Below are 16,765 nucleotides of genomic sequence, written 5' to 3'. Positions count from 1 at the left end.
CTAGGGGCCGGGACCGCCGGTCCTCGGGACCACGGCCGCGTCAGGGCCGGGGAGTCACGGGCGCAGCAGGATCTTGCCGCGCCGACCCGGCTCGGAGCTCGCACGCGCGGCGGCGGAGATCTCCTCGAGGGGGTAGACCTCCTCGACGGGGAGCGTGACCACGCCCGAGGTGATGCCGGCGACCAGCTCGCCCATCAGTGCGGCCCGCTTCTCGCGGTCCATCGCCGGGAAGACCTTGCTGCCCCAGAAGCCCTTGATGACGACCTGCTTGAAGATGACCTCGCCCGACCCGATCTCGAGGGTGGGGGAGGCCATCGCCCCGAAGACGACGAGCACGCCGTCCTCGGCCAGGAGCGACACGACGTCGCCGGCCGCGCTTCCGCCGACCGAGTCGACGCCGGCGACGACCTTGCCGTCACCCACGACCTCGCGCACGCGCTCACGCCACCCGTCGTCGTCGGTCGCGACGACGTCACCGATGCCCTGCTCGCGCAGCTCGTCGACGCCGGCGGAGCGGCGTACGAGCCCGAGGACCCGGACGCCACGCGCGACGGCCAGCTGGGCGACCATCCGACCCACGGCGCCGTTGGCGGCGTTCTGGACGATCCAGTCGCCCTCGGACACCTCGAGGAAGTCCAGCAGCGCGATGGCGCTGAAGGGCATCGAGACCAGCTGGGCCGCGGCCTCGTCGGGCATCTCGTCGGGCACCGGGATGAGACCCTTCGCGGGGGCCACGACGTACTCCGCCCAGGCGCCGAACGCACCGCCGATGGCGACGCGCTGGCCGACCTCGAGTCCCTCGACGCCCTCGCCGAGTGACTCGACGACACCCACCAGCTCGGTGCCGGCGCGCGCGGGCATCTCGGGCTTGAAGCCGTAGCTGCCGCGAACCGTCCAGAGGTCGTGGTTGTGGATCGGGGAGAGGAGCACCCGCACGAGCGCCTCACCCGGACCGGGCTCGGGGTTCGGCACCTCCTGGACCGAGAGGACCTCGGCCGGGTCGCCGAACCGGGGCTGGACGAGTGCGCGCATGGGACTGCCTTCCGTTGCTGATCTGCTTGCTTCTTGCGGGGACGTACGCCGGGCACAACCACCCACCGGGTCCGGCTATGCCGCGGAGCGGCCCGCTGAGGGAAGGGTCACAGGCCGGGCTGGCGGTGCCCGGCACACTGGGGAGCATGCCCCCGGAGCCGAAGACCTGCCAGTCGTGCGGGCGCACCATCGAGTGGCGCAAGAAGTGGGAACGCGACTGGGACCAGGTGCGCTACTGCTCGACCGCGTGTCGCAAGCGGGGCGTGTCCGACGTGGATCGCAGGCTGGAGGAGTCGATCCTCGACCTGCTCGCGCAGCGGGCGCGTACGTCGACGATCTGCCCGTCCGACGCGGCTCGCGCGGTCGGCGACGAGGACTCGTGGCGCGACCTGATGGAGCCGGCCCGTCGCGCCGCCCGGCGGCTCGTGGACCGCGGCGAGGTCGACATCACCCAGGCCGGGCACGTCGTCGACCCCGCGACCGCCAAGGGGCCGATCCGGATCCGGCGTCGCTGAGGGGGGCCGCCCGCCCGGGTCGGGTCAGAAGGCGTAGCCGAACCGCTCCAGGTCCTCGGCGTGGGCCGTCTCCACCAGCCGGCGGCTCGCGACCGAGTAGGAGCGCCAGTAGGCGCGCTCGCGGTCCGTGACGTTGGTCGGCGGCACGGGCAGGTCGAGGCCGAGGAGCTCACGGACGTCTGCCTCCAGGTGCTCCATGCGCAGCACGACGTCCGCCTCGGCGACATGGCCGCGGTTGATCCGCAGCGGCCGCACGGCGCTGCCGATGACCCGCTCGAGCCACGGGTCGAAGTCCAGGGTCACCGCGTCGACGATGCGGTCGACGGCGTCCGGCACGTCGTGGACCCAGGAGTCGGGGCGGCGCAGCTCGTGCACCCACCGCGTCCGCGTCCTGGTGTGCTCAGCGACGTAGAAGTCGAACGGGTTGCGGGTCGTCGTCACGATGCGCATCCCGTGCCCGGGGTCCACCACCCCCGCCTCGACGAGCTGCCGGACGGTCGCGTGCTTGGCGTCCACGCCCACCTGCCGGGCCTGCTGCGACCCGACGACCTCGGTCGCGCCCCGCTCTGAGATCAGCGCCTCGCGGAGGGCGGTGCTGCCGGTGCCGGGGGCCGCGGTGACGAGGAGGCCGGCGTCGTGGTCGACCAGCGCCATCAGCGGGCGCCGCGGTAGGGAGAGCCTTGATGCATGCAGGTATTGCAGCAGACGACCGGTTCAGTTGCCGAAGAGGTGGTCCTCGGCCTCCGCGGACGTCACCTCGATGCGCAGCGCCATGACCTTGTCCGACGGCAGCCCGAGGCGGGACAGGATGACCTGCACCTGGGGGAGCACCCAGCTGAAGGACTCGACCATGACGCGTCCGGCCTCGCTCTGCACCCGGATCCACACGACGGGGTCCCCGGCGCGATCAGGCAGCCAGTGCGCTCCGATGACGCCGGCGGGCGCCAGCGACGTGACGATCGGCAGCATCGCCGCGTCGGCGGCGCGACGGAGCTCGTCGTCGGTCACCCGCCCACGCTAGACCCGCCGGCGTGTGGTCGTCAGGGCATGACGGGGGGCACGAACTCGAAGGTCATCCCGAGGAGCCACAGCAGGAGCAGCACCACCGGCAGGTGGAAGAGGAACTGCAGGAACGTGAAGCCGACGAGGTCGCGCGCCCGGACGCCGAGCACGGCCAGCAGCGGGAGCATGAAGAACGGGTTGACCAGGTTGGGGAGGGCCTCGGCGGCGTTGTAGATCTGCACGGTCCAGCCGAGATTCATCCCGACGTCGGTCGCCGACTGCATGACGTACGGCGCCTCGACGAGCCACTTGCCGCCGCCCGAGGGGACGAGGAGGCCGAGCAGCGCGGTGTAGATGGCGATGACGACGGCGAACGCACCGCCGCCGCCGATGTTGGTGAACAGGTCGGCGAGGTGCTCGGAGACGGTGACCCCGCCGCGGCCCTCCGCGCGGGTCAGCACCGCGGCCATCGCGGCGTACAGCGGGAACTGCACCAGCACTCCGGCAGTGGTCGGCACCGCCTTGGTGACCGCGTTGAGGAAGCCGCGCGGGGTGCCGTGGAGGACGAGGCCGAGGATCAGGAAGACCATGAGGTAACCGTTGAGGCTGCTGATCACCGTGAGGAACGGCAGGGTCGCGAGCTGCTGGACGAGCCAGCCGAGGGTGAGCAGGCCGATGAGGATCGGCAGGATCCGGGAGTACTCCAGCCGCTCACCGGGACGGGTCTGCGGGGCCAGCGGCTCGACGGAGTCGGAGAGGTCGACCTCCATGTCCTCGGCCGAGCGGATCGCGTCGCCCTGCGGTGCCGACGCCCACGCGACGACGACGCTGAGGGCGATCAGGACAGCGGCCATCACGAGCGACTGCCAGGTGAGGATCGTCGCGCCGAAGTCGAGCACGCCGGTGATCTCGAGCAGCTCGGGCGGCAGCGACTCGGGGGTGGCCTGCAGCTGGGCGGCGGACGACGAGAGGCCGAGCGCCCACACGGCACCGAGGCCGAGGTACGCCGCCGCGCCGAGGGCGCGGTAGTCGGTGCGCAGGTCGGGCCGGCGGGCGATCGCCCGGGCGAGCAGGCCGCTGAAGACCAGGCTGAGGCCCCAGTTGACCATCGAGACCAGGCACGACAGCAGCGCCACGAACGCCACGGCACCGCGCGGCGTCGAGGGGTAGAGCGCGGTCCGCTCGATGATCCGCGCGACCGGCGGTGAGGTCGCGACGACGTACCCGGTGAGYACGACCATCGCCATCTGCAGCGTGAAGGTGGCGAGGTCCCAGAAGCCGCCGCCGAAGGTCTCGGCCACCGTGGTGGGGCTCGACCCGTTGGCCATCGCGGCCACCGACACGAGCACGACGCCGGCGAGGGCGAAGACATAGGCGTCGGGGAACCACTTCTCGGTCCATGCGGCACTGCGCTGTGCGAGGCGGGCGAGGCCGCGTTCTTCCTGGGTCTCCGAGAGGGTCGACATGGCTCAGCAACGTATCCGCAGGCGTGCCGTGCGCTCGGGCCGGGCGGGTGGCCCGGTCGCGCGGCCGGCCTGCTAGGCCGCGTTCTGCTGCCAGCGGATCCACGGGCAGCAGAACGCCCTGTGGCCAGGCGCCGCAGCGCGCCACGCTGGCGGCATGACCACCCACACCACCTCCGAACGCATCGAGGACGAGCTCGTCCGGCGACTGATGCACCAGCGGATCATCGTCCTCGGCGAGGAGCTCGGCGAGCGCAACGGCAACCGCCTCATGCACCAGCTCCTGCTCCTGTCCGCCGAGGACCCGCGCGCCGACATCAGCCTCTGGATCAGCTCGCCCGGCGGCTCGGTGTCGTCGATGCTCGCCATCCACGACGTCATGCAGCTGATCCCCAACGACGTCAGCACCCTCGCCATGGGCATGGCCGCGAGCGCCGGGCAGTTCCTGCTCTCGGCGGGCGCGCCCGGCAAGAGGTACGCCCTGCCGCACGCCCGCGTGCTGCTCCACCAGGGCTCGGCCGGCATCGGCGGCACGGCCGTCGACATCGAGATCCAGGCCGACGACCTGCGGCACACCCGCGACACCGTCCTCGGGCTGATCGCCGGGCACACCGGCCAGGACCGCGAGACCGTCGAGCGCGACTCGCGGCGCGACCGGTGGTTCAGCGCCGAGGACGCGCTGGCGTACGGCTTCGTCGACCAGGTGATCAGCTCGGTCGACCACGTGACGCCGGCGCGCTCGCGCGCGGTGGGCCTGGCGGGTTCGCGATGAGCAGCTACACGATCCCGTACGTCGTCCAGCAGACGCCGCGCGGCGAGCGCACCCTCGACCTCTACTCGCGGCTGCTGTCCGAGCGGATCGTCTACCTCGGCACGGAGATCGACGACGGCGTCGCCAACGCCGTCATCGCCCAGCTGCTCCACCTCGCCTCGGAGAACCCCGAGCTCCCGATCAGCCTCTACATCAACTCGCCCGGTGGATCGATCACGGCGATGCTGGCGGTCTACGACGCCATGCAGTTCGTGAAGCCGCCGATCGAGACCGTCTGCGTCGGGCAGGCCGCGTGGACCGCGGCGGTCCTGCTGGCCGGGGGAGCGCCGGGGCGTCGCGCGATCCTGCCGCACGGTCGGGTGGTGCTGCACCAGCCCGCGACCCAGGGTCGCGGGACCATCCCCGACCTGATCCTCGAGGCGGACGAGGTGGCCCGCGTGCGCCTGCTGCTCGAGGAGGTGCTCGCCCAGCACACCGGGCGTACGCCGGAGCAGATCCGGCAGGACACCGACCGCACGCTCGTGCTGCCGGGGGAGGCCGCGGTCGACTACGGGCTCGTCGACCTGGTCCTGAGCGAGCAGGGGCCGGCGCTGGCCTGAGCAGCCGCCCCGGTCAGGCAGCCAGGGCCAGGGCGTCCGGCCGGCCGGCGCGCACCGCGAGCCGCCGGACGCTCAGGTCGAGGGCGCCGGCGATGGCCTGCAGCATCTCCGAGGACGGGTCCTTGAGCCCGCGCTCGACCTCGGAGAGGTACTGCACGGACACCCCGGCCCTCTCGGCCACGTCCTTGAGCCGTTCCCCGCGGGCCGCGCGCTCACGATGGAGCTCCTCGCCGACGATCTCGCGCCACAGGCGCTCGGGCGCCGGGGGCGCGTCTGGCTGCTGCACCGGGAACCGCACGACCTCACCCATGTCGTCGAATGTAGCCACGTCGCGGGTCCCGTGGCACCGCGTTCCGCTGACAGCAGAACGGTGCCCGAGACGTGGGTCCCGCAGAAGAAGTCGTGAAGATCAGGGCAGAGGTCTTGACGAAGTACTTGCATTTTGCAAGTGTCGAACGCATGAGCCTCTTCATCACCTGCCCGGTCGAGAGCGTCGAGCGCGCCACCGCCTTCTACGCCGCCCTCGGGTGGACCCTCAACGCCGAGATGTCTGACGACAACGTGTCCTGCTTCGCCATCGCGCCCGAGCAGTACGTCATGCTCGGCAGCCGCGCCATGTACGCCAGCGTCGGCGGCGCCGAGGAGCTGGTGGGCGGACCCGACACCCCCTCGAAGGTCACGGTCTCGTTCGACCTCGAGAGCCGCGAAGCGGTCGACGAGCTCGTCGAGCGCGCCAGCGCTGCCGGCGGGCGGATCGGTGACACCGACGACTACCCGTTCATGTACCAACGCCAGTTCGACGACCCCGACGGCTACCACTACTCGCCGTTCTGGATGAAGCCGGACGTCGATCCGACCGCGTGAGCGACCTGGCCGCGGCCCTGGACGTCGTCGGAGCACGATGGGCCCTGCTCGTCGTCGAACGGCTGCTCGCGGGGCCGCAGCGATACGGCGACCTGCAGCGCGACCTCGGCGTGCCGACCAACATCCTCGCCACTCGCTTGCGTGAGCTCGAAGCGGCCGGCGTCCTGACCCGCATCCCCCTGCGACACAACACCCGGGCGTACGAGCTCACCGATCGCGGGCTCGCCCTGCGCGACGCGATCGGCGCGCTCGGGAGCTGGGGCAGGGAGAACACCTAGCTGACGGCCCGGCACATCCGGGACGTCATGGGTTCTGGTCGTCCCAGCAGCCGCCCACCATGACGTTGCCGGCTTCGCCTGTGGCGTGGACCACATGCCGTTGCGGGAGGTGCAAGCCCGCGCTACGTCCCGCAGAACGTCGTGTAGGCGCCGAACGAGTCGGGGGCGGGCTCCGCGTAGCGCTCGAGGCCGGGCCGCTCGTCGTACGGCGCGGACACCGCCTCGAGCAGCCGGTCGAGCGGCGTGAGGTCGCCGTCGGTGGCTGCGGCGAGGGCCTCCTCGACGAGGTGGTTGCGCGGCACGTAGACCGGGTTGGTGCGGTCCATCGCGTCGGCATCCGGGCCGAGCGCGAGCCAGCGGGCGGACCACGCGTCGAAGCCGGCGAGGTCGAGGAACATCCCGCGCGCGGGCTCCACGTCGCCGCGCGCCGCCGCGCCGAGGCTGCGGAAGAACGACGTGTGGTCGACGTGGTCGGCCTGCACGAGCGCGACGAGGTCGGTGACGAGGCTCGACGCCTCGGCCGCATCGACGTCGGCGGGCAGGCCGAGCTTGGCGCGCATGCCGGCGGACCAGGCCGCCGAGTAGAGGTCACGGAACGCGCCGAGCGCCTCCACCGCAACGGCCACCGCGGCGTCCTGGTCGTCGGCCAGGAGGGGCAGGACGGCCTCGGCGAAGCGGGCGAGGTTCCACTCCGCGACCACGGGCTGGTTGCCGAAGGCGTAGCGGCCGCCGGTGTCGATGGAGCTGAAGACCGTCGTCGGGTCGAAGGCGTCCAGGAAGGCGCACGGCCCGTAGTCGATGGTCTCGCCCGAGATGGTCATGTTGTCGGTGTTCATCACGCCGTGCACGAAGCCGACGAGCATCCACTCCGCGACCAGCGCGGCCTGGGCGGCGACGACCGACTGGAACAGGGCGAGGTGGGGGTGCTCCGCGTCGGCGGCCGCGGGGTGGTGGCGCGCGATCGCGTGGTCGGCGAGGCGCTCGAGCAGGTCGAGGTCGTCGGTGGCCCGGGCGTACTGGAACGTGCCGACGCGGAGGTGGCTGCTCGCCACGCGCGCCAGCACGGCGCCGGGCAGCACGGTCTCGCGCTGCACCGGACGACCGGTCGCCACGACGGCGAGGCTGCGGGTGGTGGGGATGCCGAGGGCGTGCATCGCCTCGCTGACGACGTACTCGCGCAGCATCGGGCCGACGGCAGCCAGGCCGTCGCCGCCGCGGGAGAACGGCGTACGCCCGGAGCCCTTGAGGTGCAGGTCGCGCATCCGGCCGGAGTCGTCGACGAGCTCGCCGAGCAGCAGGGCGCGGCCGTCGCCGAGCCGGGGGGAGTAGCCCCCGAACTGGTGGCCGGCGTAGGCCTGCGCGACCGGCGTCGCGCCCTCGGGGAGGTGGGTGCCGGTCAGCAGCCCGACGCCATCGCCGCGGAGCCATCCCGGGTCGAGGCCGAGCTCGGCGGCCAGTTGTTCGTTGAGGGCGAGCACCCGGGGCTCCGGGGTCTCGGCGGCCTGCCAGGGCAGGGCCAGCTCGGGCAGCTCGCGGGCGAAGCGGCCGTCGAGGACGAGGGTGGGTGCCGAGGTCACTCCCTCGACGATACGCGGCGGGCGGGGACGATCCGCCCGCCCGTCGGCCGGCACCGTCAGGCGCCGCCTGCGGGCAGCGCCTCGAGCATGATGTCGGGGTTGTCGCGGGCGGTGACCTGGGCGCGCCACTGGTCCACGAACAGGGCCAGGCGGGTGCCGTCGCTGCGCTCGAGGACCTCGACGCCGCGCTTGCCCGCGAGGGCGGCCGCGCCCTCGGCATCGGTGCGCCGGGCGACCTGGTAGTCGAGGCGCGAGAAGCGGATCGGCGAGTTGAACTCGTTGGTCATCCGGTCCTCGACGACCTCGAACTGCATCGGGCCGACGGCGGCGAGGACCGGGTTCTGGTCGCCGCGCAGGTCGGAGCGCAGCACCTGCACCACGCCCTCCTGGTCGAGCTGCTCGATGCCGCGTCGGAACTGCTTGTAACGGCTGATGTCGCCGGCGCTGGCGGTGACGAAGTGCTCGGGCGCGAAGCTCGGGACGGGCGGGTACTCGATGGCGTCCCCGACGTAGACGGTGTCGCCGACCCGCAGGGCCTGCGCGTTGACGAAGCCGATGATGTCGCCGGGCTCGGCGCTCTCGACGGCGGCGGTGTCGCGACCGAAGACCGACTGCGCGAACTTCGTCGCAAAGGGCCGGCCGCTGCCGGCGTGGGTGACGACCATGCCGCGCTCGAACGTCCCCGACACGACCCGGGCGTAGGCCAGCCGGTCGCGGTGGGCGTTGTTCATCCCCGACTGCACCTTGAAGACGAACGCGCTGAAGTCGTCGGAGGTCTCCCGCACCGAGCCGTCGACGCCCTCGGTCGCGCTGGGGTCGGGGGCGATGTCGAGCAGCAGGTCGAGCAGCTGCGCGACGCCGAAGTTCTGCAGGGCCGAGGCGAACATCACCGGCGTGGTCTCGCCGGCCAGGAAGCGCTCCTGGTCGTGGTCGGCCTCGTCGAGGGTGAGCAGCTCGTGCTCCTCGAACGCCGCGTTCCACTGGAAGGAGTCGTCGTCCTCGACCTCGTCGGCTCCCATCCGTCGCTCGGGCGCGCGGGTCGCGCCACCGGCGGTGCGGGTGTACTTGACGAACTCGCCCGTACGACGGTCCAGGACGCCTCGGAAGTCGCCGGCCTCGCCCACCGGCCAGGTGAGGGGAGTGGGCCGGAGCTTGATCTTCTGCTGGATCAGGTCCATCAGCTCGAGCGCCGACAGCCCGGGCCGGTCCCACTTGTTGATGACCGTCAGGACCGTATGCCGCGCAGCGCGCACACCTTGAAGAGCTTGAGCGTCTGCGGCTCGAGGCCCTTTCCGGCGTCGACGAGCATCACGGCGGAGTCGACGGCGGAGAGCACGCGGTAGGTGTCCTCGGAGAAGTCGCTGTGGCCCGGGGTGTCGACGAGGTTGATCACGTGGTCGCGGTAGACGAACTGCAGCGCCGCTGACGTGATCGAGATGCCGCGAGCCTTCTCCATCGCCATCCAGTCCGACACCGTGGCGCGCCGGTCGCCCTTGCCGTGCACCGCACCGGCCTCGGTGATCACCCGCGCGTGCAGGGCAAGGGCCTCGGTGAGGGTGGACTTGCCGGCGTCCGGGTGGCTGATGACGGCGAAGGTACGGCGGGGGCGGGTGTCGGGCACCGCGCGAATCTACCGGCCGCTGGCCCGCACCTCCGCTTCGCGGACGGCTCGGGCGGTCTCGCCCCTCAGTCGTCGTGCAGCCCGACGACGACGCCGGCGAGCCGGGCGACGGGGATGCCGGCCCGGAGTGCGGCGTCCTCGAGCTGCAGCCGGGCCTCTGCCACCGGGATGTCGCGCTGGGCCGCGATCATGCCCGTGGCGGCGTCGACGACAGCCGCCTCCCGGAGCCGGCCCGGCGCCTCCTGCGCCGTGCGCCGGGTGGAGAACGACAGGTCGGCGTTGGTGATCGCCCCCGGTGCCCAGGCTCCGAACGCGTCGGCCAGCTGCTGGTGCCTGCCCTCGAAGGTGTCCGCGGTGCGACCGTAGAGGTTGACCGTCGCGACGACGTCGCCGTCGGCCTCCATCACGGGCAGGGTGAGCGTGCTGTGCACGCCGGCCGCCGCGCTCGCCCGGGCGAAGTCCCGCCACCGGGCCTCGCCCAGCAGGCCTCCCGGGGAGGTCGCGATGCCGTGGCCCAGGTCGATGGCGTCGACGCACGGGCCACTGCTCACGTACTGCACTGCATCGAGCGTGGCGATCTCCTCGTCGGTGGCGACCAGCGTGAAGGTGACCTCGTGCTCGCGGGAGGCGATGCTCACCCCGACGAGGCCCGGTGCGACCTTCCGGGCGTTGTCGGCAACGGCGACCAGACCTGCCCCCAGGGCTTCGTCGTCGACGTGGGCCTCGAGCTCGTCGAGGGCTTGCAGGGTCTCGGGGATCGGTTCCACCACCGGGCGGTACCCGGAGGACGGGTGCCCCATGCCCCGGCCGTTCAGCCGGCGGTGACCCGGGGCGGCGGCTCGGGCGTCACGATGCGGCCGTTGGCGACCGCCCCGGCGGTGGTGTCTGACTGCGCCGTCCTGACCGAGTCGACCACGTCCTGGGCCACGACGCGCACCTTGCGGTTCTGGGTGCTGGCCTGGCGGGTCAGATAGCTGAACGCCGCCGGCTGGCTCATCCCGTAGCGCTCCATGATGATGCCGACGGCCGCCCCGATCAGCGTGCGCGTGCCGATGGCGGTGCTCAGCTGCTCCGCCTTGAGCACGTGGCCGAGGGCGAGCCCGGCGTGGATGGCGAAGTGCTCCGCGACTCCCACCGACCCGGGGTCGATGTCGGGGGACGAGGTGGAGTGCAGGTTGAGGCAGACGACGCCGTTGGCGACGCTGAGCAGCCTCACCCCGATCTGGGACTGCAGCCCCAGCCGGGTGGCGCCCCCGATGTAGGTGGGCCAGCGCTGCTCGTGCCGGGCGCCGCGCACCACGACGAGCTCCTCCTCCGTCGCCTCCACGCACGGTCCCTCGTGCGAGAAGGACTGCACCTCGTCGAAGCTGCGGGCGAGGTCGGTGCTGGCTGCGAGCGTCTCCAGGGACCCGTCGGCATGGATGCGGGAGACGCTGACGTGCTCGAACTCCGGCAGGCACCGCTTGGCCTGGAGCACGATCTCCTCGAGGGTCGCGGAGGTGTCGGGCTGCGCGTGGAGGGACGCGGTGGCGTCCCTGATGGTGGTAACGACACGGTCGCCCGGCATGCTTGCACTCCTACGCTGCGTCCGGCCCACGAGGGCGGCACGAATTTTCGGCGTCAGGATAGCCCCGCGCGCACAAGTCCGGGGACGTCTCCAGCTATTCGGGCTACCGGGCCAGGGCCGCGTCGACGGCGCGCGGGGAGAGCACCGAGTCGAGGGCGAGGCGGACGCAGCCGACCAGCCCGGCGCGGTCGCCGTACGCCGCCGGGACGACCTGCAGGTCCCGCCCGGCCAGTGCCGTGGTGGCGCTGAAGACGCCCTCGCGCAGCCCGGCGGAGAAGGTGTCGAAGGCGCCGGCCATGTCGCCGCCGACGACGACGATGCGCGGGTTGAGCACGGTCACGGTCGCGGCCAGCGCCTCGCCGATGTGGCGGCCGGACTCGCGTACGACGGCGCGGGCGCGGCCGTTGCCGCGCCCGGCGGCGGCGACCAGGTCACGCACGTGGTGGACGTCGTCGCCCGCGGCGCGCAGCCGCTCGACGAGCGCCCAGCCGCTCGCGACCGTCTCCAGGCATCCGGTCTCGCCGCAGCGACAGCGGAGCCCGTCGGCGGCGGGGACCTTGACGTGGCCGAGCTGTCCGGCCGCGTTGCGGTGGCCGCGGACCAGTCGTCCGTCGGCGACGATCGCCAGGCCGATGCCCGTCGACGCCTTGAGCACCAGCGCCTCGTCGTGCTCGTGCACCGTCGGCTCGACGTCGGCCCGTGCGGTCGGCATCTGCGAGAGCGCCATGACCCGCATATCGTTGTCGAGCGTGAGGGGCGCGCGGGTGACGTCCTGCAGGTGGGGGGCGAGCGCGACACCGTCCCAGCCGGCGAGGGCGGGGGAGTCCACGCTCATCCCGCGAGCCGGGTCGACGGTGCCGGCCAGTGACATGCCCACCCCGCGCACGTCGTCGCCGCGGCGACCGAGCTCGCCCAGCATCCGGTCGAGGTGGCGCACGACGAGCGGCATCAGGACGTCGGGGCCCTGGCCGGACTCCTGGTCCAGGCTCACGGAGGCGAGCTCGGTGCCGTCCAGCGCACACACCGAGAGCTGCGAGCGGCTGCGCCCGACGGCGATCCCGAGGACCAGGCCGGCCTCGCTGTTGAGGACGAGCGTGGTCGCGGGGCGGCCTCCGGTCGCGGACTCCTCCTCGCCCTCCAGCACGAGTCCGGCGTCGGCGAGCGCCGAGAGGCGAGCGTTGACCGCGGTCCGGGAGAGCCCGGTCGCCCGGCCGAGGGCGCCGCGGGTGGCCGCCTGCCCGGAGCGGATCAGCGCGAGCACCTCGCCGGCGGTCGCCGCGGGGAGGACCGGCGGCGGGGGAGGCGAGGTCTGCGTCATGGTGCGCTGATTGTGCACCAGCAAATATGTCTTGAAAAGACGTAAGTTCCGTTGCATCGGGACGTAAGCGTCCGTACGGTGGTGAGCCATGGACTCGATCACCCCCGTCGACGCCTGCGACTTCACCGTCTTCGGTGGCACCGGCGACCTCGCCCTGCGCAAGCTCCTCCCCGCGCTCTACCTGCGCGACCGTGACGGGCAGCTGCCCGACGGGTTCCGCGTCATCGGCGTCTCCCGCGCCCAGGTCGACGACGACGGCTACCGCGCCCTGGTGGCCGAGGCGCTGCGCGAGCACGTGGTGGCCGAGGACCTCGACGCCCCGGTCGTCGAGCGGCTGCTCGCCCGGCTGCACCACGTGACGCTCGACGTCGCCGACGTCGCGGCCTGGCACCAGCTGCACGACCGCCTCAAGGACGGCGCCGCGTCCGACGACGTCATCCGGGTCTTCTACCTCGCGGTCGCCCCCGGCCTCTTCGGGACCATCTGCGAGCACCTGGACGAGGCCGGCCTGGTGACGGAGCGCTCGCGGGTCGTGCTGGAGAAGCCGATGGGCACCGACCTCGCCACCGCCCAGCAGGTCAACGCCGCGGTCGGCCGCGTGTTCGAGGAGTCGAGCATCTTCCGCATCGACCACTACCTCGGCAAGGAGAGCGTGCAGAACCTCCTGGTCACCCGCTTCGCCAACACGTTCCTCGAGCCGCTGTGGAACAGCCGGTGGGTCGACCACGTGCAGATCACCGTGTCCGAGTCGATCGGCGTCGGCGACCGCGGCTCCTACTACGACCGCTCCGGCGCCCTGCGCGACATGGTCCAGAACCACCTGCTGCAGCTCCTGTGCCTGGTGGCCATGGAGCCGCCGACCTACGTCGACCGCGAGACCGTGCGCGACGAGAAGCTCAAGGTGCTCCAGGCCCTGCGGCCGATGACGCCCGAGCTGGTCGACCGCGACACCGTCGCCGGGCAGTACGCCGCCGGGCTGTGCGAGGGCACCCCCGCGTCGTCGTACGCCGACGAGGTGGGCCACACCAGCAGCACCGAGACCTTCGTCGCGCTGCGCACCGAGGTGCAGAACTGGCGCTGGGCCGGCGTCCCGTTCTACCTGCGCACCGGCAAGCGGATGCCCGAGCGGGTCTCGGAGATCGTCGTGGTCTTCAAGGAGCCGCCGCACGCGATGTTCCCGCACAGCGAGGGCCCGACCGAGGCCAACCGGCTCCACATCCGCGTGCAGCCCGACGAGGGCATGCGCCTCCACATGACCGCCAAGGAGCCCGGCCCCGGCGGCATCCGGCTGCGCCCGGTCTCGCTCGACCTCAGCTATGCCGCCGCCTTCGGTGGCCGCTCGCCCGACGCCTACGAGCGGCTGCTCATGGACGTCGTGCGCGGCAACACCACCCTCTTCATGCGCCGCGACGAGGTCGAGGCCGCGTGGACCTGGGTGGCCCCCGTCCTCGAGCGCTGGTCCCAGCCCTCGCACCGGCCGCGCACGTACCCGGCCGGCACGCACGGTCCCGTTGCTGCCGTCACGCTCCTCGAGCGCGACGGCCGATCCTGGCAGGAGACAGAATGAGCACCAGCGCATCCCAGGCCCCCGTCCACCCGGTGGTCGCCGAGGTGACCGACCGCATCGCGCGGCGCAGCGCCGCGACGCGCGCCGCCTACCTCGCCCGCACCGACGCCGCGACCGTCAAGGGCCCGGCCCGCGGCAAGCTCGCGTGCGCCAACCTCGCCCACGGCTTCGCCGCCGCCGACGAGCCCGTGAAGTCGGGCCTGAAGTCGGGCCGCAAGCCCAACGTCGCGATCGTCTCGTCCTACAACGACATGCTCTCGGCCCACCAGCCGTTCCGCGACGTGCCCGAGGTGCTGAAGAAGTCGATCGTGCGGGCCGGCGGCCTGGCGCAGTTCGCCGGGGGCGTGCCCGCCATGTGCGACGGCATCACCCAGGGTCGGGCCGGCATGGAGCTCTCGCTGTTCAGCCGCGACCTCATCGCCATGTCGACGGCGGTGGCGCTCTCCCACGACATGTTCGACGCCGCGATGATGCTCGGCGTCTGCGACAAGATCGTGCCGGGGCTGCTCATCGGCGCGCTGTCGTTCGGCCACCTGCCCACCGTCTTCGTGCCGGCGGGGCCGATGACCTCCGGCCTGCCGAACGGCGAGAAGGCGCGCGTGCGCCAGCTCTACGCCGAGGGCAAGGTCGGGCGCGAGGAGCTGCTCGAGGCCGAGTCGGCGTCGTACCACTCGAAGGGCACGTGCACGTTCTACGGCACCGCCAACAGCAACCAGATGCTGATGGAGGTCATGGGCCTGCACCTGCCCGACGCGACGTTCGCCAACCCCGACACCCCGCTGCGCGCGGCGCTCGACCGGGCGGCCGGCGCGCGTGCCGTCGCGATCACGCACGCAGGCGGTGAGCCCACCCCGGTCGGTCACCTGGTCGACGAGAAGGCGATCGTCAACGCCTGCGTCGCCCTGCTGGCGACCGGCGGCTCGACCAACCACACCATGCACCTCGTCGCGATCGCCGCGGCCGCGGGCATCACCCTCACGTGGGACGACCTGTCGGACCTGTCGGCCGCCGTGCCGCTGCTGACGCGGATCTACCCCAACGGCTCGGCGGACATCAACCACTTCGTGGCCGCCGGCGGTACGCCGTTCCTGGTGCACACGCTGCTCAAGCACGGCTACCTCCACGACGACGTCCTCACGGTCTCGGGCCGCGGCCTGTGGCGCCACACCCGCGAGGCGCGGCTGGACGGGGATCAGGTCACCTGGGAGGAGGGCCCGAAGTCGTCCCTCGACACCGACGTGCTGCGCGCGGCCGACCAGCCGTTCGCTCCGGACGGCGGCCTGCGGATGCTCTCGGGCCGCCTCGGCCGAGCGGTCATCAAGACCTCCGCCGTCAAGCCCGAGCACCGTGTCGTGACCGCGCCGGCGATGGTCTTCGACGACCAGGCCGACTTCCTCGCCGCCTTCGCCGAGGGCCGCCTCGACGGCCGCGACCTCGTGGCCGTCGTCCGCTACCAGGGCCCGGCCGCCAACGGCATGCCCGAGCTGCACAAGCTGATGCCCGCACTCGGCGTGCTGCAGGACCGCGGCCAGCGGGTCGCGGTCGTCACCGACGGCCGGATGTCCGGTGCGTCGGGCAAGGTGCCCGCCGCCATCCACGTCACCCCCGAGTCCGCGCTCGGCGGTCCGCTGGCACGCGTCCTCGACGGCGACCTGGTCACCGTCGACGCGGACGCCGGCGTGCTCGAGGTCGAGCTCCCCGACGCCGAGTTCCAGCGCCGCGAGGCCACCGGCCGGGCGCCCCACGACGTCGAGTGGGCCGGCACCGGCCGGGAGCTGTTCGCCGGCTTCCGCGCCATCGTCGGCACCGCCGAGACCGGCGCCAGCGTCATCCGTCCCCTGCCCGCCCCCACCGAGGAGGCCCCCGTTGTCCAGCCCGTCTGACGTCCAGCCCGCTCCCGACCTGCTCCCTGACGGCGGCTCGCTCCTGTCGCTGGTGCCGGTCGTGCCGGTCGTCGTGCTCGACGACCTCGACCACGCCGTCCCGGTCGCCCGGGCGCTCGTCGCCGGCGGCCTGCCGGTCATCGAGCTGACCCTGCGCACGCCGGTGGCGCTCGACGCCATCGCCGCGATCGCCGCGGAGGTGCCCGAGATCCTCGTCGGCGCGGGCACCATCACCTCGCCCGAGCTCGTCTCGCGCGCGGTGAAGGCCGGGGCGCAGTTCCTCGTCTCGCCCGGCACGACGCCGGGGCTGCTGCGAGAGATGGCCTGGGCCGGGGTCCCGTTCCTTCCCGGCACCGCCACGGTCTCCGAGGCGATGGCCGTGCTCGAGGCGGGCTACTCGGAGATGAAGTTCTTCCCCGCCGAGGCCTCCGGCGGGGCGGCGTACCTGAAGTCGCTGGCCTCGCCGCTGCCGGCGGCCCGGTTCTGCCCGACCGGTGGCATCACCGCCGCGAGCGCACCGTCGTACCTCTCCCTGCCCAACGTCGGCTGCGTCGGCGGCTCGTGGCTGACCCCGGCCGACGCGCTCGCCGCCGGCGACTGGGACCGCGTCGCCGCGCTGGCCCGGGAGGCTGCGGCGCTGGGGTCCTGACGCTGCGGGTTCGAGCAGTCGACAACCAACCGGGCGTTCGCGGCGTCCCAGAAGCACC

18 protein-coding genes and 1 pseudogene are annotated in these 16,765 nt (G+C 72.7%); 8 read left to right on the top strand and 11 right to left on the bottom strand.

All coding sequences use genetic code 11. The annotated features are described in order from the left end of the window. Positions 1-54: 54 nt before the first annotated feature. Positions 55-1,032, bottom strand: coding sequence for a zinc-binding dehydrogenase (locus AC1DP1_RS16085; RefSeq protein ID WP_477507667.1), 978 nt, complete (start codon positions 1,030-1,032; stop codon positions 55-57). Between the two features lie 146 nt (positions 1,033-1,178). Here AC1DP1_RS16085 and AC1DP1_RS16080 point away from each other — a divergent pair, with 146 nt between their 5' ends. Beyond that, positions 1,179-1,547 carry a DUF3253 domain-containing protein gene (locus AC1DP1_RS16080; RefSeq protein WP_477507666.1) on the top strand — a complete coding sequence of 123 codons (369 nt, stop codon included), beginning with the start codon at positions 1,179-1,181 and terminating at the stop codon, positions 1,545-1,547. Between the two features lie 24 nt (positions 1,548-1,571). On the opposite strand, the gene AC1DP1_RS16075 is transcribed toward AC1DP1_RS16080, so the two are convergent. Genes AC1DP1_RS16075 through AC1DP1_RS16065 form a run of 3 tightly spaced genes read right to left on the bottom strand, consistent with a single transcriptional unit; the run spans position 1,572 to position 4,015 of the window. Then, on the bottom strand, positions 1,572-2,201 hold the full coding sequence (locus AC1DP1_RS16075) for a hypothetical protein (protein WP_477507665.1): 630 nt from the start codon (positions 2,199-2,201) through the stop codon (positions 1,572-1,574). A gap of 60 nt (positions 2,202-2,261) precedes the next feature. After that, on the bottom strand, positions 2,262-2,555 hold the full coding sequence (locus AC1DP1_RS16070) for a hypothetical protein (RefSeq protein ID WP_477507664.1): 294 nt from the start codon (positions 2,553-2,555) through the stop codon (positions 2,262-2,264). Positions 2,556-2,587: 32 nt separating this feature from the next. Continuing rightward, positions 2,588-4,015 (bottom strand): short-chain fatty acid transporter, encoded by a 1,428-nt coding sequence (locus AC1DP1_RS16065; protein ID WP_477507663.1) that lies wholly within the window; start codon positions 4,013-4,015, stop codon positions 2,588-2,590. 154 nt (positions 4,016-4,169) lie between these two features. Here AC1DP1_RS16065 and AC1DP1_RS16060 point away from each other — a divergent pair, with 154 nt between their 5' ends. Continuing rightward, positions 4,170-4,784: a ClpP family protease gene (locus AC1DP1_RS16060; protein WP_477507662.1), complete on the top strand. Its 615-nt coding sequence runs from the start codon at positions 4,170-4,172 to the stop codon at positions 4,782-4,784. Then, positions 4,781-5,383 (top strand): ClpP family protease, encoded by a 603-nt coding sequence (locus tag AC1DP1_RS16055; protein ID WP_477507661.1) that lies wholly within the window; start codon positions 4,781-4,783, stop codon positions 5,381-5,383. Before AC1DP1_RS16060 ends, AC1DP1_RS16055 begins: the two co-directional genes overlap by 4 nt. Before the next feature lie 13 nt (positions 5,384-5,396). Here AC1DP1_RS16055 and AC1DP1_RS16050 read toward each other — a convergent pair whose 3' ends face one another. Then, the gene (locus tag AC1DP1_RS16050) at positions 5,397-5,693 is read right to left on the bottom strand and encodes a helix-turn-helix domain-containing protein (RefSeq protein ID WP_477507660.1); all 297 of its coding nucleotides are present in this window, start codon (positions 5,691-5,693) and stop codon (positions 5,397-5,399) included. Between the two features lie 149 nt (positions 5,694-5,842). On the opposite strand from AC1DP1_RS16050, the gene AC1DP1_RS16045 reads away from it, so the two are divergent. Continuing rightward, complete coding sequence (locus AC1DP1_RS16045) at positions 5,843-6,247, top strand: VOC family protein (RefSeq protein WP_477507659.1); 405 nt, start codon at positions 5,843-5,845, stop codon at positions 6,245-6,247. After that, positions 6,244-6,525, top strand: coding sequence for a winged helix-turn-helix transcriptional regulator (locus AC1DP1_RS16040; protein ID WP_477507658.1), 282 nt, complete (start codon positions 6,244-6,246; stop codon positions 6,523-6,525). The genes AC1DP1_RS16045 and AC1DP1_RS16040 overlap by 4 nt, the downstream gene beginning before the upstream one ends. A 122-nt stretch (positions 6,526-6,647) precedes the next feature. On the opposite strand, the gene AC1DP1_RS16035 is transcribed toward AC1DP1_RS16040, so the two are convergent. The 6 genes and pseudogenes from AC1DP1_RS16035 to AC1DP1_RS16010 all read right to left on the bottom strand — a co-directional run bounded on the left by AC1DP1_RS16035 (position 6,648) and on the right by AC1DP1_RS16010 (position 12,608). Beyond that, the gene (locus AC1DP1_RS16035) at positions 6,648-8,102 is read right to left on the bottom strand and encodes a protein adenylyltransferase SelO (RefSeq protein ID WP_477507657.1); all 1,455 of its coding nucleotides are present in this window, start codon (positions 8,100-8,102) and stop codon (positions 6,648-6,650) included. Positions 8,103-8,158: 56 nt separating this feature from the next. Beyond that, complete coding sequence (locus AC1DP1_RS16030; RefSeq protein WP_477507691.1) at positions 8,159-8,833, bottom strand: peptide chain release factor 3; 675 nt, start codon at positions 8,831-8,833, stop codon at positions 8,159-8,161. 147 nt (positions 8,834-8,980) lie between these two features. Then, a pseudogene (locus AC1DP1_RS16025) lies at positions 8,981-9,723 on the bottom strand (GTP-binding protein); the annotation flags it as partial. A gap of 65 nt (positions 9,724-9,788) precedes the next feature. Next, the gene (locus AC1DP1_RS16020; protein ID WP_477507656.1) at positions 9,789-10,490 is read right to left on the bottom strand and encodes a hypothetical protein; all 702 of its coding nucleotides are present in this window, start codon (positions 10,488-10,490) and stop codon (positions 9,789-9,791) included. Positions 10,491-10,534: 44 nt separating this feature from the next. Then, positions 10,535-11,290 (bottom strand): ANTAR domain-containing protein, encoded by a 756-nt coding sequence (locus AC1DP1_RS16015; protein WP_477507655.1) that lies wholly within the window; start codon positions 11,288-11,290, stop codon positions 10,535-10,537. 103 nt (positions 11,291-11,393) lie between these two features. Then, positions 11,394-12,608, bottom strand: coding sequence for an ROK family protein (locus tag AC1DP1_RS16010; protein WP_477507654.1), 1,215 nt, complete (start codon positions 12,606-12,608; stop codon positions 11,394-11,396). A gap of 88 nt (positions 12,609-12,696) precedes the next feature. On the opposite strand from AC1DP1_RS16010, the gene zwf reads away from it, so the two are divergent. From zwf to eda, 3 genes are read left to right on the top strand one after another with little or no spacing between them, the layout of a single operon-like run. Continuing rightward, positions 12,697-14,175 (top strand): glucose-6-phosphate dehydrogenase, encoded by a 1,479-nt coding sequence (zwf, locus tag AC1DP1_RS16005; protein ID WP_477507653.1) that lies wholly within the window; start codon positions 12,697-12,699, stop codon positions 14,173-14,175. Then, positions 14,172-16,058 (top strand): phosphogluconate dehydratase, encoded by a 1,887-nt coding sequence (gene edd / locus AC1DP1_RS16000; RefSeq protein WP_477507652.1) that lies wholly within the window; start codon positions 14,172-14,174, stop codon positions 16,056-16,058. Before zwf ends, edd begins: the two co-directional genes overlap by 4 nt. Next, complete coding sequence (eda, locus tag AC1DP1_RS15995; protein ID WP_477507651.1) at positions 16,042-16,707, top strand: bifunctional 4-hydroxy-2-oxoglutarate aldolase/2-dehydro-3-deoxy-phosphogluconate aldolase; 666 nt, start codon at positions 16,042-16,044, stop codon at positions 16,705-16,707. Before edd ends, eda begins: the two co-directional genes overlap by 17 nt. Positions 16,708-16,765: the final 58 nt, after the last annotated feature.

Source organism: Nocardioides sp. P4_G10 (assembly GCF_056401175.1).
This window is presented reverse-complemented; position numbering and strand designations above follow the sequence as displayed.

What these genes read in the sequence shown, in the direction of transcription:
- AC1DP1_RS16085 (WP_477507667.1), bottom strand. Translation starts at nt 1,032, where the DNA reads ATGCGCGCACTCGTCCAGCCCCGGTTCGGCGACCCGGCCGAGGTCCTC.
- AC1DP1_RS16080 (WP_477507666.1), top strand. Translation starts at nt 1,179, where the DNA reads ATGCCCCCGGAGCCGAAGACCTGCCAGTCGTGCGGGCGCACCATCGAG.
- AC1DP1_RS16075 (WP_477507665.1), bottom strand. Translation starts at nt 2,201, where the DNA reads ATGGCGCTGGTCGACCACGACGCCGGCCTCCTCGTCACCGCGGCCCCC.
- AC1DP1_RS16060 (WP_477507662.1), top strand. Translation starts at nt 4,170, where the DNA reads ATGACCACCCACACCACCTCCGAACGCATCGAGGACGAGCTCGTCCGG.
- AC1DP1_RS16055 (WP_477507661.1), top strand. Translation starts at nt 4,781, where the DNA reads ATGAGCAGCTACACGATCCCGTACGTCGTCCAGCAGACGCCGCGCGGC.
- AC1DP1_RS16050 (WP_477507660.1), bottom strand. Translation starts at nt 5,693, where the DNA reads ATGGGTGAGGTCGTGCGGTTCCCGGTGCAGCAGCCAGACGCGCCCCCG.
- AC1DP1_RS16045 (WP_477507659.1), top strand. Translation starts at nt 5,843, where the DNA reads ATGAGCCTCTTCATCACCTGCCCGGTCGAGAGCGTCGAGCGCGCCACC.
- AC1DP1_RS16030 (WP_477507691.1), bottom strand. Translation starts at nt 8,833, where the DNA reads ATGAACAACGCCCACCGCGACCGGCTGGCCTACGCCCGGGTCGTGTCG.
- AC1DP1_RS16015 (WP_477507655.1), bottom strand. Translation starts at nt 11,290, where the DNA reads ATGCCGGGCGACCGTGTCGTTACCACCATCAGGGACGCCACCGCGTCC.
- AC1DP1_RS16010 (WP_477507654.1), bottom strand. Translation starts at nt 12,608, where the DNA reads ATGACGCAGACCTCGCCTCCCCCGCCGCCGGTCCTCCCCGCGGCGACC.
- zwf (WP_477507653.1), top strand. Translation starts at nt 12,697, where the DNA reads ATGGACTCGATCACCCCCGTCGACGCCTGCGACTTCACCGTCTTCGGT.
- edd (WP_477507652.1), top strand. Translation starts at nt 14,172, where the DNA reads ATGAGCACCAGCGCATCCCAGGCCCCCGTCCACCCGGTGGTCGCCGAG.